The sequence below is a fragment of the Paludisphaera borealis genome, assembly GCF_001956985.1.
Classification (GTDB): domain Bacteria; phylum Planctomycetota; class Planctomycetia; order Isosphaerales; family Isosphaeraceae; genus Paludisphaera; species Paludisphaera borealis.
In genome coordinates this window covers 1,605,774-1,619,801 of record NZ_CP019082.1, presented here as the reverse complement: position 1 = coordinate 1,619,801, position 14,028 = coordinate 1,605,774, and the positions used below count along the sequence as shown (strand labels likewise).

Annotated in this window: 11 protein-coding genes; 2 read left to right on the top strand and 9 right to left on the bottom strand. The window is 66.9% G+C overall.

What is annotated here, in order from left to right:
• Positions 1-185 precede the first annotated feature (185 nt).
• Together BSF38_RS06345 and BSF38_RS06340 are read right to left on the bottom strand one after the other, a co-directional pair.
• Positions 186-1,400: a hypothetical protein gene (locus BSF38_RS06345; protein ID WP_237170767.1), complete on the bottom strand. Its 1,215-nt coding sequence runs from the start codon at positions 1,398-1,400 to the stop codon at positions 186-188.
• Positions 1,401-1,425: 25 nt separating this feature from the next.
• A complete protein-coding gene (locus tag BSF38_RS06340; RefSeq protein WP_083712730.1) occupies positions 1,426-2,388 on the bottom strand; it encodes an LOG family protein in 963 nt (320 codons plus the stop codon).
• Positions 2,389-2,589: 201 nt separating this feature from the next.
• Here BSF38_RS06340 and hemE point away from each other — a divergent pair, with 201 nt between their 5' ends.
• Positions 2,590-3,681: a uroporphyrinogen decarboxylase gene (gene hemE / locus BSF38_RS06335; RefSeq protein WP_076344026.1), complete on the top strand. Its 1,092-nt coding sequence runs from the start codon at positions 2,590-2,592 to the stop codon at positions 3,679-3,681.
• 102 nt (positions 3,682-3,783) lie between these two features.
• Positions 3,784-5,271 carry a protoporphyrinogen oxidase gene (gene hemG, locus BSF38_RS06330; RefSeq protein ID WP_076344024.1) on the top strand — a complete coding sequence of 496 codons (1,488 nt, stop codon included), beginning with the start codon at positions 3,784-3,786 and terminating at the stop codon, positions 5,269-5,271.
• A gap of 32 nt (positions 5,272-5,303) precedes the next feature.
• Here the strand turns inward: hemG and BSF38_RS29825 are convergent, their stop codons facing one another.
• From BSF38_RS29825 to BSF38_RS06295, 7 genes are all read right to left on the bottom strand, one after another.
• The gene (locus tag BSF38_RS29825) at positions 5,304-5,714 is read right to left on the bottom strand and encodes a hypothetical protein (RefSeq protein ID WP_145951996.1); all 411 of its coding nucleotides are present in this window, start codon (positions 5,712-5,714) and stop codon (positions 5,304-5,306) included.
• Positions 5,715-5,825: 111 nt separating this feature from the next.
• Positions 5,826-7,484, bottom strand: coding sequence for an ABC transporter permease (locus tag BSF38_RS06320; RefSeq protein ID WP_076344022.1), 1,659 nt, complete (start codon positions 7,482-7,484; stop codon positions 5,826-5,828).
• The gene (locus BSF38_RS06315; protein WP_076344020.1) at positions 7,481-8,308 is read right to left on the bottom strand and encodes a sugar phosphate isomerase/epimerase family protein; all 828 of its coding nucleotides are present in this window, start codon (positions 8,306-8,308) and stop codon (positions 7,481-7,483) included. The genes BSF38_RS06320 and BSF38_RS06315 overlap by 4 nt, the downstream gene beginning before the upstream one ends.
• Entirely contained in the window at positions 8,305-9,909 is a 1,605-nt protein-coding gene (locus BSF38_RS06310; RefSeq protein WP_237170899.1) for a sensor histidine kinase, read from the bottom strand. The genes BSF38_RS06315 and BSF38_RS06310 overlap by 4 nt, the downstream gene beginning before the upstream one ends.
• Before the next feature lie 97 nt (positions 9,910-10,006).
• Positions 10,007-11,113 carry a Gfo/Idh/MocA family protein gene (locus tag BSF38_RS06305; RefSeq protein ID WP_076344016.1) on the bottom strand — a complete coding sequence of 369 codons (1,107 nt, stop codon included), beginning with the start codon at positions 11,111-11,113 and terminating at the stop codon, positions 10,007-10,009.
• 46 nt (positions 11,114-11,159) lie between these two features.
• Positions 11,160-12,098, bottom strand: coding sequence for a CDP-alcohol phosphatidyltransferase family protein (locus tag BSF38_RS06300; RefSeq protein WP_076344014.1), 939 nt, complete (start codon positions 12,096-12,098; stop codon positions 11,160-11,162).
• Positions 12,095-13,990 carry an ArnT family glycosyltransferase gene (locus tag BSF38_RS06295; RefSeq protein ID WP_076344012.1) on the bottom strand — a complete coding sequence of 632 codons (1,896 nt, stop codon included), beginning with the start codon at positions 13,988-13,990 and terminating at the stop codon, positions 12,095-12,097. Before BSF38_RS06295 ends, BSF38_RS06300 begins: the two co-directional genes overlap by 4 nt.
• Between the last annotated feature and the right edge of the window lie 38 nt (positions 13,991-14,028).

The following is a 14,028-nucleotide window of genomic DNA, read 5'->3' as shown; positions in this document are numbered from 1 at the left end:
TCTTCTTGACCGATCATCGCGCGAGACGTCGATGGGCGACGGCCTCGCACTCTGGTCGAGTTTATGTACTAGCCGGAAGATCGAGAGCGGGTTTCGACGCCGCAATTCGACCCTACAATTAGAGGACGACGGACGGCCTCCGATCAAGTCTCGAATCCGTGGAAATCCGAAACTCAGGTGCGATCTTACGGCTTGTTCCGGGCCTGGATCATCGCGGCCAGGAAATGGACCGGGTGGTTCATGGTGCGGGCTGCCGACGCCAGTCGATCAAGCCGCCCCGAGCGCTGGCAAAGCTCGGCGAGCGGTGGGCAGGCGAGCAGCGAGTCGGGCACGTTCGCGAGGTGAGCCGCGGCGACATCGATCGCCTCGTCGAGGCGGTCGAGCCGGACCAGCAGGTTGACCAGAACCTGGGCGGGCATGGTGGACTCCAGGTCCTCGGCGCCGGCCTCCGGCGCGGGGAGCTTCGCCTGGAAGTGAGCGATCGCGGCGTCGACGTCGTGCCCGCGGACCGCGCGGAGGAAGACGTAATGATCCTCGAAGGTCCGCTCGAATGGAGGCGCCCCGTCGTACTGAAGCCTGGGCGACAGCCGCCGGCCGTACTCGGCGAGGTCGATCGCCAGGTCGAGCGCCTCGGGGTCGGTGACCTGAAGCGACGACCGGACCGTCGAGGTCAGGTGCGAGATGTCGATGTGGTACGACTCGTCCGAGAACAGCCAGTCCCGCCCCGCGATGAGCTGCGCGATCGGAGCGCCCTCGGGCGATTTCGGCTGCCCGCGCTGGACGACGTCGGCCCGGATGTTGGCCGCGAGCTGGGCGTGGATGTGGCGGATCAGCCGTTCGATGCACGCGGACCGAATCGCGGGATCGATCGGTCCAAGCTGTTCGAGCGACGTGATCGCCGAGCAGGCGCCGTAATGCTCGAGGATTAGCTCGAAACCACGCCTCGGGTTGGCCCCCTGGTGGAAGGCGACCTCGATTATCGGCCCGAGCTTCTCGGGGTCTTTCGGAGCCTGCGACGTCTCGAGCGCGGCGGCGACCGGCGCGGTCTCGCCGATGGCCCGAAAATAGGCCCAGGCGGTGGGGATGTCGTCGACGTCGAGGAACCGCGAGCCGACGCGGCGGAGCGCCTCGACGTAACGGTCTTCGAATCGCGTTCTTTGCTCCTCAGGCAGCTCGGCGTACTTGCCGACCTGGATCAACGGCAGTCCCAGCTCGTGCCGGGCCTTGAGCAAGAGGGCGTCAAGCAAGAGCCGGTAGTCGCGCGACGCGTCCAAACGCTCGATCAGGCGATCGAGGGCCGGGGCGGGTCCTTCGGCGTCGAGAATCGCTTCGAGGTCGTCGAAGCCCTGGGGCGCATCGGTCACGGCCGGCTCGATCGCTGGCGTCAAGGCGTCCTTCATGGTCGGAAAATCTCCATCGATGACTCTACTCGGCGTCGCCCTTGCTTGGGTCGAGGGCCGAGGCGGGGGCGCCCGGCGGATCGGCGTCGACGCTGGCGCCGACCGATCGCTTCCACGTATCCCAGCACCGCTTCTTATAGCACTCGACCATCGCGTCGCGGATCTCTTCGAGCGAGTCGGTCACGATCAGCAAGTTCATGTCTTCGGGCGAAATCGCCCCGGATTCGAGCACGGTGTCGACGACCCAGTCGAGCATGCCCTTCCAGTAGGCCGTGCCGTAGAGCAGGATCGGGAATCGGTTGATCTTCCGCGTCTGCACGAGCGTCAGGGCTTCGAACATCTCGTCGAGCGTGCCGAAGCCGCCAGGGAAGATGACGAACCCGTCGGAGAACTTGACGAACATCGTCTTGCGGACGAAGAAATAACGGAAATCGATCGACAGGTTGACGTAAGGATTGCCGACCTGCTCGAACGGGAGCTGGATGTTGCAGCCGATCGACGACCCGCCGGCCTCGAAAGCGCCCCGGTTGGCCGCCTCCATGATCCCCGGACCTCCCCCGGTGATCACCGCGAACCCCGCGTCGGCCAGCAGCCTGCCAAGCTTCCGGGCGTCCTCATAAAGGGGGTTCGGCTCCTTGATTCGAGCCGAGCCGAAGACCGTCACGGCGGCGCCCACTTCGGCCAGGGCGTTGATCCCGTGGACGAACTCGCCCTGAATGCGAAGCACGCGCCAGGGTTCGTCATGGGTGAAGGCCGCCTGCTCGGGCATCCAGGGAGTCGGGACCAGGTCCGACGACGCCGGCCGGTTCAGGAGTTGCTCGTCATCGGTCCTGCCGCCGATCGACGAACGGGGCTGGGAGCCGTTGCGATGCACGGCCGGGGATAGGGCCTCTCTACCTTTGGAGCTCAAGAAATCCGCATCCGAGGCGTCGGCCCCCGGCTGATCGGCCGAACGACGCGGCCTGTCGCAAGAGTCGTGCTGATCCATTTTGATGAATGCTTTCCTCGAAATCGTAATGCTTCGGATTCCATCCTAACCTATTGTACGCTCGGCCTGGACCGCCAATCTCCTGGCTGTTGTACTCAAGAATCACGCCAGAGCCAGTTCCCACGACTACGACGGAGCCGTTAACATGGGGGAACTCTAATTCCTCCCGCTTGTTCGGCCCAAAGGAAACGACCCGATTCCATGTCCAGCGCCCCCGCCTCCACCGACCAGCCCCTCCCCGACGGATTGTGGAACAGCCCGTTCCTGAAGGCCTGCCGCCGCGAGCCGACCGACGTCACGCCGGTCTGGCTGATGCGTCAGGCCGGCCGTTACATGGCCGAGTACCGGGCGGTCCGCGCCACGACGTCGTTCCTCGAACTTTGCAAGCAGCCCGAACTGGCGACCGAGGTGACCGTCACCGCGGCGGAAATTCTGGGCGTCGATGCGGCCATTCTCTTCGCGGACATCCTACTGATCCTCGAACCGCTCGGATTCGACCTGGAGTTCGCCAAGGGGGAAGGACCGGTCATCCACAATCCGATCCAGTCGGCCGACGACGTCGATCGGCTGCGACGGCTCGACGATCTCGAACCCCTGGGCTTCGTCTTCGAGGCCGTGCGGCTGATCCGGGCGGCTCTGCCGCCATCGCTCCCCTTGATCGGATTCGCCGGCGCTCCGTTCACCTTGGCCTGCTACGCCATCGAGGGGGGCGGCTCGCGACACTACGAAAAAGCCAAGGCCTGGATGCTCCGCGACCCCGGCGCCTGGAACGCCCTGATGGAAATCTTGGTCGACGCCACGGCCCGTTACCTGAACGCCCAGGTCGAGGCCGGCGCCCAAGTGCTCCAGGTTTTCGACAGTTGGGTCGGCGCGCTCAGCCCTCACGATTATAGACGGTTCGTCCAGCCGCACATGACGCGCCTTTTCTCGATGCTTGATCCGAGGGTTCCGTCGATCCACTTCGGGACCGGCACCGGCTCGCTGCTCGAACTGCAACGCGACGCCGGCGGCTCGGTGATCGGGCTCGACTGGCGGGTGGAACTCGACGAGGCCTGGAGCCGGCTCGGCGACCAGGTCGGCGTGCAAGGCAACCTCGACCCCGTCACCTTGTTCGCGCCGATTTCCGAGATCACCGCCCAGACCCATCGGATTCTCGACCAGGCCGACGGCCGGCCCGGCCACATCTTCAACCTGGGACACGGCGTCTTGCAGCACACGCCGGTCGACCACGTCCGTGCGCTCATCGACGTCGTCCACGAGTATTCTCAGACGCGTCGCGGCGGCGTCGGTTGAACTGACATTTTTCCCTCGCATCTGGCAAAATCGGTTGGAATCGGCGACACTCGCGGTTTGAGCAGCGAGGTTCCCAGAACGGCTCGCGAGGGACTTGTGTTGATGAAGACTTCGCTCGAGCGGTCGTCAGGCTCGAAGACTACGGATCGGGTGGTCGTGATCGGCGGCGGACTCTCCGGACTCGTCGCCGCGCACCGCCTCCACGAATCGGCGAAGCAGCTCCGAAGGCCCGTCGAAGTCGTCGTCCTCGAAGCGAAAGACCGCGTCGGCGGGGTGATCCGGACCGACCGCCGCGATGGCTTCACGCTCGAAGGCGGCCCGGATTCGTTCATCACCAACAAGCCGTGGGCGCTCGACCTCTGCCGTCGGCTGAACCTCGAAGATCAGTTGATCGAGACCGATTCGGCCCATCGCCGCTCGTTCGTCGTCCGCAACGGCCGTCTCGTACCAGTGCCCGAGGGGTTCGTGCTGATGGCCCCGCACCGGCTGCTGCCGATCCTCACCACGCCGATCCTCTCATGGCGGGGCAAGCTCCGGCTCTTGGCCGAGATCATGATCCCGCGCCGCGACAGCGACGCCGAGGAAAGCCTGGCCTCCTTCGTCCGCCGTCGGTTCGGTCGCGAGGCGCTCGAACGCCTGGTGCAACCTCTCGTGGGAGGCATCTACACCGGCGACCCCGGCAACCTGAGCCTCAAGGCCACGCTCCCCCAATTCCTGGCCATGGAAAAGCAATATGGCAGCCTGATTCGGGCGGCCTGGCGGCAACGCGGCAGCGCCGAGACCCGGCGTCGCGAGAAGGAATCGTCGGGCGCGAGGTACGGCATGTTCGTCTCGCTGGCCGACGGCATGGACGTCCTGCCGCGAACACTGGCGGCCTCGCTCGGCGAGGGCGCGATCCAGACCGGCCGACCGGTGCGCCGGATCAGCCGCCGGAGCGATCGTGCGGGCTGGGTCGTCGAGCTGCTCAACGGCCCGCCGATCGAGGCCGACGCCGTGATCGCGACGACCGAAGCCCACGCGACGGCCCGGATGCTCGACGGCCTCGACCCCTCGCTGGCCCTCCAGCTCCGCGCGATCCCCTACGCCTCGTCGATCATCGTCAACGTCGCCTACCGCCGCGACCAGGTGAAGCACCCGCTCGACGGCTTCGGCGTCGTCGTGCCGGCCGTCGAGTCGCGGTCGATCCTCGCCGCCTCGTTCCTCAACGTCAAGTTCCCGAGTCGCGCCCCGGCCGGCTCGGCCCTGATCCGGGTGTTCATCGGCGGAGCCACCCAGCCCGACCTGTTCGACCTCGACGACGACGCGATCCGCGAGATCGTCGCCCGCGAACTCGGCGACCTGATCGGCGTCCGCGGCGAGCCCCTCTTCCTGGAAATCGGCCGCCACCCCCGCGCCATGCCGCAGTACGTGCTCGGGCACCTGGAACGCGTCGAGACGATCCGACGCAAGGCGGCCAGGCACCCCAACCTGTTCCTGACCGGAATTGCGTTCGACGGCGTCGGCATCCCCGACTGCGTCCACGCCGCCGAGACCACCGCCGACGCCGTCGTCTCGGCCCTCGCCGGCTCCGGCTCGATCGCCGCGGCGTAACGGCTCGCCCGCAAGCGGTTCCGAGCCTCGGTTCAGGCGACGAACATCGACCCCGTCCCTTCCTGGGCCGGCTCCAGACGCACCTGAACTCGGTCGAGAAGCTGGGCCGTGGCGCGCGTATTCGCTTCGAGTTGAATCATCAGTCGAATGAGCGCCCCCGTCGCCAGGAATTGCAGTGCTCCGAGTAGGATTCCGACGGACCACAGCAAGGACAGCGTTGCGCCCAGGCCGGCGGACAACGGCGAGAAGCTCGTCTGGGGACGGCCAAATCCTACCTCGGACGGTGGCACCGAAATCGTCGTGGCCAGGGCGGTGTAGAGCGCGAAAGCCATCAGGGACGTCCCCAGACCGAGCAGGATTCCGCCGATCATGCTATAGATCGAAGCGACGATGCGTAGTAATCGATGCCGCCGATCCGATCCGTGAAACGATGTGCTCGTCATCATCTCCTCCACTGGCAGGGCATCCCGGGATGGAAATTGCTTCGGTTCGCAGTCGAAGCTTGATCCTCATTCACAAACCTACCGGATTTTACACGACGCCGGCGGATCATGTCATGCACGAGTCCGCGCCACGGCGCGCTGAAGCAACCACACCGCGACGACGCCGGCGACGGCGATCGCGGCCAGGGTGACGAGGGCCACGGCCGCGAGGTGGCTTTCCACTCCGGTATGCAGGAGGCTCCAGATCAGAAGGCTGATCGTCTGCACGCCCGGCGGCGCGATCAGGTTGGTCGCCGGCAGTTCGCCGAGGCTCAGGACGAACGCCACGGCCCAGGCGGCCAGGGTCGCTCGTCGCGAGAGCGGGATCGCGATGCGAAACACTTCGCCGATCGGCCCGACGCCGTCCATCGCCGCGGCCTCGAAGACCTCGGTCGGCAAGCTCCGCAAGAAGGGCCAAAGGATCAGGATCGCGTACGGCAACGCTCGGACGGACATGGCGAAGACCACGATCAACGGCGAGTCATAGACCCAATCGACCGTGCGATAAGCGAGGAGCAAGGCCATGCCGACGACCGGCCCGGGCGCGGCGAGAGTCAAGGCAACGCCCCCCAGCGTGAGCGCCTGCCACCCGCGCGACGCACGACTCAGCCAGCAGATCGCCCAGGCGAGCACGACCGTCAGCGTCGCCGCGCCCAGCGAGAGAATCACGCTCGTCGTCAGCGGTTCGACGCTTTCCTCGAACGCGAACCGCAGCGAGCCTCCGAGGCCGGCGAACGACCACGTCGGCGGCTTGCCGAGCGTCGCCCGGCCTCCGACCCGCCCCGCGCGCCAGATCAGGCTGTAGAGCGGCAACGCCACGATGTTACCGACCAGGGCGACGAGGAAAATCCCCAGGGGAACCCGCCACCGGCCCAGCCGCCAGGTTTTCGACCGCTCGAAGGCCGAAGCCAGCCGCCTCGGCGCGTGCCGCGCGAGCGACCGGCAGACCAGCAGAACGACCGTCCCCAGGACCAGCAGTGGCGGAATCGCGACGGCCGCCGCGCTGGCCGGGCCGTTGCCCAGCGTGAACTGGACGTACGCTTCCTCGGCGTAGGTACGGACCTGCAAGAGGTCGGTCACCGTCATGTCGCCGGCCGCGAGCACCGCGACGGCCAGGGCCGAGGCGGCGACCGCGCCAAGGCTCCGTCGCAAGGTCACGCCCAGCCAGACCCGCCACGCCGGCCAGTCGAGCAGGGCGCCTTCTTCCAGCTCGGGCTCGACCAGCCGCAGGCCGACGCCCGATAGCAAGACGACCCAGGGCAGGGCGGCCAGCGCGGTGATCACGGCCACGCCCAGTCGCCCAACCAAGATCGGCTGAACCCCGATCGCCTGCATTCGGCCGGCGTTGCCGAACGCCCCCAGCCAGGCGGTGGCGTGCAGCGGCAACGGGATGAACGCCGCCAGCCCCAGCAAGAACAGCAACGGCCGGCGCCCCCAGACGTCGGTGCGGAACAGCAAGAGTGCGAGCGCGACGCCCACCGGCAACGCCAGGGCTTCGGACGCGACGGCCAACACAACGGTTTCGAAAGCCAGCCGCGCCGGTCGAGCCAGGCCGCCGCTCTCGGCGACGACCGCGGCCGTCGCCGCCGGGTCGAGTCCTCCGCTCGAATCCGAGGCCGTCTCGGCAACTCCGACCGCCTCAACGATCGTCGCCGCCAGTGGCCAGCCGATCAGGACCGCGAGGCCGACGATCACCAGAGCGCGGGCCGTCCAACTCGCCCAGGCGCTCACGATCGCAGGCCGGCGGCGCGCATCAGGTCGGCGGTCGCCGTGTACGCTTCCTCGACCCACTCGACGATCCGCTCGGGGTCGGGCGAATACTCCAACTCGATCGACACCGTCGCGTCATCGTCCAGCCCGAGATCTCGAATCGCATCAAGGTATGGAGCGAAGTCGACCACGCCCCGGCCCGGCGGCAAATCGCCGTGAACCTTGCCGTCGCAGTCGGAGATGTGGACGTGGGCGACCCGGCCCCTCAGGGTCTCGATCAACTTGGCCGATTGATGGGAGAGGACCAGGTGCGAGATGTCGAGGTTGGCCTTCACCGATGGGCGGTCGACGTCGATCAGAAACCGCGACATGCTGCCGACGTCGTTGAGCAACGAAAGCTTGAACGGTTCGAGTTCGAGCGCGATCTCCAGGCCGAGGCTTGCGGCGTGATCGCCGAGCGTCTGAAGGTGGCGGACGCCGGCCGCCCACTGCTCGGCGGGGGGGATCACTTCTTGCTGCCAGATGTATTCGCCGAGCACGAGCAAGACGTTGCGCGCCTCCAGCTCGTAGGCGAAATCGAGGTAGTCGCGGACGCGGTCCACGTGGAACCGCTGGACGCTCGGGTTGAAGTCGATGAGTCCGGCGGCGACGCAGGGGAGGCTGACGATCGGAAGGTCCGCTCGCGCGCATTCGTCGCGAATCAGCCGTCGCTCGCGAGCGTCGATGTCGAGCGGGTCGGCGAAGACGTCGATGCAGTCGAAACCGATCTCCTTGGTCTTGCGAACGCCGAAAGCCGTGCCTCGGCCCGCCTGAACCCAGGCCGAATTGATCAGGCCGAGTCTCATGTTGCGCCGTCTCCCCTTTTCAAGGCCGACGTCGGCCTGACCGTCTCGCGCGTCAGGGACGGGGTCGGCGTCGTCGTGGTCGGTCCGTCACGCTCGTCGGCAAGTGGGTGTTCGCCGGAGCCGTCCGGGGACGGCGGCCGAACGGGTTCGATCGGCAGATGCACTGAGAAACACGTTCCGTGGCCGGGCGTCGATTGCACCTCGATGCGTCCGTTCTGCTCCTGAACAATCCCGTAGCTGATCGAGAGTCCCAGGCCGGTCCCCTGGCCGAGCGGCTTGGTGGTGAAGAAGGGGTCGAAGATCCGCTCTAGGATCGCCGGTTCGATCCCACAGCCGTTGTCGTCGATGTCGACCCGGACGCCAAGCGCGTCGGGCTCGGTCTCGGTGCGGACCCTCACCTCGCCGTTCTCGCCGCACGCGTCGATGGCGTTGGTCAAGAGATTGAGGATGACCTGGTGAATCCGCGCGGCCCGGCACCGCACGGCCGGCAGCGCCCCCAGGTCCATCACGATGTGGACGCCCTTCTTGCGCGCGTACCCCTTCACCATGTTGATCGACGATTCGATGCCGGGGTTGAGGTCGACCTCGTTCCATTCGCCCTCGTCGACCCGAGCGAAGAGGCGAAGCTCCTTGACGATCCGCTCGATCCGCCGAAGGCCCTCGCGGGTGCGGTCTATCAGTCTCGGGAAGTTATCCAGGCAGTAATCGAGATCGATCCGGTCGCAGACTTCCTCGATCTCTTCAAGCAGCTTGGGGTCGGCCTGCTTGATGACGTGGTCGCTTCTACGGTAAAGCCGGATCAAGGCCAGCAAATCGCGAAGGTCGCGCTCCATGACCGCCACGTTGTTGCTGACGAACGACAGCGGGTTGTTGATCTCGTGGGCGACGCCCGCAACCAGGTGGCCCAGGCTCGCGAGTTTCTCGTTCTGAACGAGCAAGCTCTGCGCCTGCTTGCGCGCCTCGTGCGCCTGGTGCTCGGAGCGAGCCAGTTCCACAAGTTCGACGTTCTTCTCGCGAAGCTGTTCGTCGGCCCGAATCCGCGCGGTCACGTCCCAGAAGATCCCCTGCACGCCGATCGGCTTGCCGTCGGAGTCGAGGAGGGCCGTCTTCATGACCTGGACGTGGAGCGTGTCGCCCTGGGGGGTGATGTGCTCCTCGACGACGTCGAGCACCCGGCCGCTCTCGATCACCCGGCGGTCGTCGGCCCGGTATTTCGCAGCCAGCTCGTTGGGGAAGAAGTCGTAGTCGGTTTTACCGACGATCTCGTCGAGGCTGCGCCCGAGCTCGGCGCAGAACCGCTTGTTCGCGAACGTGAATCGACCTTCGAGGTCTTTCCGCAGGATGCTCTGCGGCAGCGTCTCGACCAGCGAGTAATAGATGGCCTCGGTCTCGCGGAGCGCCCGCTCGGCCTCGCGACGCTGATCGGCGATCGTCTCCAGGTCGGTCGCGAGCGCCGAGTGCCGCTTTCGGAGATGGCGCATATAGGCCATCGCGCCGACGGCCGAGGAGGCGAGCAGGAACACCGCCGCGAGCGGAAACACATGGTCGACCGGCCACCACGCGGCGAAGATCAACGCTCTGGTGCAGACTGGTGATTCCACCAAGGGAATGGATCCCGATAGAGGAAACGTCGCCGATGAGATTCGGAGCGGGCCCGCACACGTCGCGATCCGCTTCTCCGCCCCAACCTCTATTATATCATGACAGGAACTCGGCGAACGGCACCACGCGGTGTTCCGACGCGGCGGCGAGGACGGCCTCGCAAAGCGCGATCGTCCGCAGATTGTCGCGACCGGAGATGTCGGGCTCGCTTCCGTCCTCGATCGCCCGCATCAATCCGGACATCGTGCCGGCGAAGGCGTCAGGGAACCAGGCGTGCGGCCAAACCGGCTTATGCCATTTCCCGTGGTCGGACCGGGTCGAATAGGTCAGCGTGCTCGGCTCGCGACGGGGCCAGGCGGGCCAGCCGATCGTCCCCAGGGCCAGGCCGTCGGTCCCCTCGAACCGCCACCGAACGCCGAGGTCGGCCCCAGCGCCCTCGCGCGCCGGGCCCGACCAGACGTCGTCCCAGCTCGACGCCCGAGCGCCATTGGCGAATTCCAGGATCGCCAGGTTGATGCCGTCGGCGTGGGCGAACGTCGTCCGAGGGTCGGGGCGGGTGCTCGCGAGGACCCGTTGAGGGTCGCCCAGCCAGTAGCGGAAGGTGTCGAGGTGGTGGATGCTCATGATGAAGGTCGACAGCGAACGGCCGTCGCGGGCCCAGGGCATCCAGTGCGGGATCGCGCGCAGCTCGATCGTCGCCAGCACCGGATCGCCCAGAACACGGCGGTCGAGAAGCGCCTTGAGAGCCCGCACCGAGTGGTCGTACCGCATATTCTGATTAACCTGAAGCGCGATCCCCGCCGCGTCGCAGGCCGCGACCAGATCGTGGGCCTCGGCGGAGGTGAAAGCCAACGGCTTCTGCGCCAGGATTCCGCGAACCTTCCGCGGGTGGTCGACGATTCGGCGGATCACGGCGGGTTGCTCGGCCGGCGGAACAGCGACGTCGACGATTTCGATCTCCGGATCGTCGAGCAGGGCCTCGACCGTCGGATACACCCGAGACACGCCCCGAAACTCGGCGACTTCGCGCGCTCGCGACTCCGTCCGCGACGTGATCGCCAGCGTTTGAAACCCGGCGTCGTTGTAGGCGACCAGGTGGCAGTCGCGGACGATGAAGCCCGCGCCCACCACGCCGATCCCCCAGTCGCGACGGACGGGCCATTCTGGCAGGTGCGCCACGGCGTCGAGCACGGTCTCGGGCATGTTGCGATCTCGCGAAAGGCACCGGACCGGTTCGGCGGCGTCCCGGTCACGCCGCTTCGTTCGATCGATCCTCCGCAGTCGGTGATACTACGTCGTCGCCGGCCATGTCCAGGGGGCGGTGTCGAGAAACGACGTTCCCATCGCCAGCGCCCGCGACGAATTCCCCGATCGGCCGAAACCACGCGCGGAACTCGGCTTCGGTCGATCGCCTCGAAACCGACCGCGCCACGCGGGCGGCACCCAGCAACGGAGCGATCACGGCCATCGCCAGAGCGCAAGCCTTCCAGCAGGCTTCCCAGGCTCGCGGATCAACGACCGCCAACACCGCGAGCCCCGTCAGCCCCAGCAGCACGACGTGCGGCTCGCACGCCTTGTACAACGGATAGGTGATCGCCGCGCGGCCGCGACGAGGCCACGCCGGAGGCGGCGCGGGCCGTCCCCCCGCGCCGCCGTCGACGCGATAGTTCTCCGGACTGCTCTTGAGCCGCTGGAAGAACGCTTTGTAGCGGCAGTCGTTGTGCAGGCTCAGCACGGCCCAACCGGCGGCGATCGCAAACCCGACCGGTGCCCAGAACAGGCCACCCGTTCTCTGGGCCAGCCCGAAACCCAACCCGAATCCCAACGCCAGGTTCGCCATGTGGTGCATCAGATAGTCGTAATACACGCCGTCGAGGCTCGCGGTGCCGCGCCATCGCGCGATCTGACCGTCCACGTGGTCGAGCCAGAAAGCCAGGTGGCACAGCCCGACGCCGGCCACGAACGCGACGCGGTCTCCCGAGCCGATCGCCGCCGCGCCGCCGAGGCTGGCGGCCAGCGAGGCGAGCGTCGCCTGGTTGGCCGTGATCCCGAGCCGAACCGCCAACCAGGTCCCGTAAACGGCCGACGGCCGCGCCACGCGCCGGGCCAGCCAGTTGCCGATCTCGCGGTGTCGGCCTTTCTGAACAACCGCCCGCAACTGCGTGAGGCTGGGATGATCAGCGCTCATCGGATCACGCCGTCGGTCCGGACGGCCCCAAGGTCGGCGACCTCCAGGTCATAGATCGCGTAGCTGCGAACCAGTCCGTCGGAGTCGCCAAGGTCTTCCTTGTACAACGGCTTGTGCAATGCCAGCCAGGGAGCCAGCAACGTGCCCAGCGTCGGGTCGAATTCGACCTCGACCTCACCGTCGGGCTTCGGCGGACAGAGCATCAGGTGCGTGTAGCCGTCGCGACGGAGGGCGTCGATGATCTCGCGATCCGACTCCCCGTTCGCGCCCAACCCCGTCCGACGCCGATGCGCCAGTTCCATCGTGTACTTGCGAGGAATGTAAAAGCCCCGGTGGTCCTGGCCGATCAGGCGGGCCGTCCGGGGGAGATGTTCCGACACCCAGCGCCCGACCTTGAACGTCGGCTCGCAACGAGCCAGAAACTGCACCGAGGACTCGCTGCCGAGCACGGTACCGACCGACCGTCCCGCCCGGGTCATCGCCACGCAGGTTTCGAGGCCGAGCACGGCGATGAGCAACGTCGCCAGCACCCGCGCTGGGATCGTCTGGCGCTCGCGCCAGGTCGCCGCCAGGTAGGCGACGCCGACCGAGAGCGGCCCGACGGCGATCAACAGAAAACGCATGCTCTGCCGTTGCGTCATGCAGACCATCAGAAAACCATAGCCGAGCAAGACCAACCCCAGCACCCGACGGGGCGCCTTTTCGAGCAGCAAGGCCGGCAGGAAAAGGAGGAAGATCGGCCCGAACTGATGCGCGAAGCTGTCGAACCGGTGCGGCTCCAGCGTCAACGGACCGATGGAAGTCACGATGTTCCAGAGCGTTACAGGCAGTGGCCGTTTGATCGGCGCCAGCACTTCTTCAAGTCCCGATCCGAACCACGACCGAAAGAACGGGAAGACCGGGTTGCCGGTGTAAACATACGCCCGGAGATACCAGGCTCCACCGGCCGCCGCCGCCGCGAACGCGAACCAGGCCGCCAGCCGGAGCGACTTCGACCAGCCCAGTTCAGCCACCCGCCTTCGCTCATACAACGGCCGCAGCACGATGCCCGTCACCAGCAGAGCCGAGAGCACGAGGGCCGGGTATTTGACGCCCGCCGCCAGCCCCGCGAAAACGCCAGCGAGGATCGCCGCCTTGCGACCCGGGTTGTCGAGCAGGCGGACCCAGGCGACGATCGCCGCGGTCCCGAACGCCGCGAGCGCGACGTCGTTGAGCGGCGCGGTCATGCCGTTGGTGACCGCCGGCACGAGCAGGGCCGCCATGCCCGCCCACCAGGCTCGGCCGCCCAGGCTCGGTCGGGCCAGGGCCGTGGCGTTGGCCGCGAGGGCGAGCCCGAGCATCCACTGAATGCAACGGCAGGCGATCGGTCCCCGGAAGGCCAAGGCGACCATGTAGAGCATCTCGGCCGTCAGCGGATAAACCGTCTCGTGAAGGTCGGGGTCGAAGAAGACCGATTCCTGGATCAGAAAGACCTTGGGAACCTGAAGATGGTAACAGAGCGCGTCGCCGTCGGTGACCGGCGTCAGTGACGTCAGCGCCGTGGCGGCGACGGTCGCGATCAGAAAAACCCCCATCACGCGATCGTCGACCCGCGCGGCTTTCCAGGCCGATCCGAAATCCGCCGATCGCGCGAGTTCGCGAACCAGCCGAAAGCCCGAGAACAGCCCGAGTTCCGTCACGACCCCCACCAGCACCGCCAAGCCGATGATGTTCAGGCCGCGGAACTGGCCGAGCAGGAGGGCGGCCAGCGCGAGCAGGCCCATGCCCAGCGGCAGAGCGAGCCCGAAGACGTCGACTGGATGCTCGGGAGAGCCACCGAGCCATCGCAAGATCCGCCAGCCGAGACCGGCGGAGACCAGCGCCAGGAAGAGTGCGAATCCCAGGTCGAACATCCCTGTTACACCTCGGTTGGGCCAGCGATCAGTTGTCG

Bases quoted from the DNA above. Each gene is read 5' to 3' on its own strand.
- BSF38_RS06345 (WP_237170767.1), bottom strand. From the start codon at position 1,400: ATGAAGGACGCCTTGACGCCAGCGATCGAGCCGGCCGTGACCGATGCG.
- BSF38_RS06340 (WP_083712730.1), bottom strand. From the start codon at position 2,388: ATGGATCAGCACGACTCTTGCGACAGGCCGCGTCGTTCGGCCGATCAG.
- hemE (WP_076344026.1), top strand. From the start codon at position 2,590: ATGTCCAGCGCCCCCGCCTCCACCGACCAGCCCCTCCCCGACGGATTG.
- hemG (WP_076344024.1), top strand. From the start codon at position 3,784: ATGAAGACTTCGCTCGAGCGGTCGTCAGGCTCGAAGACTACGGATCGG.
- BSF38_RS29825 (WP_145951996.1), bottom strand. From the start codon at position 5,714: ATGACGAGCACATCGTTTCACGGATCGGATCGGCGGCATCGATTACTA.
- BSF38_RS06315 (WP_076344020.1), bottom strand. From the start codon at position 8,308: ATGAGACTCGGCCTGATCAATTCGGCCTGGGTTCAGGCGGGCCGAGGC.
- BSF38_RS06305 (WP_076344016.1), bottom strand. From the start codon at position 11,113: ATGCCCGAGACCGTGCTCGACGCCGTGGCGCACCTGCCAGAATGGCCC.
- BSF38_RS06300 (WP_076344014.1), bottom strand. From the start codon at position 12,098: ATGAGCGCTGATCATCCCAGCCTCACGCAGTTGCGGGCGGTTGTTCAG.
- BSF38_RS06295 (WP_076344012.1), bottom strand. From the start codon at position 13,990: ATGTTCGACCTGGGATTCGCACTCTTCCTGGCGCTGGTCTCCGCCGGT.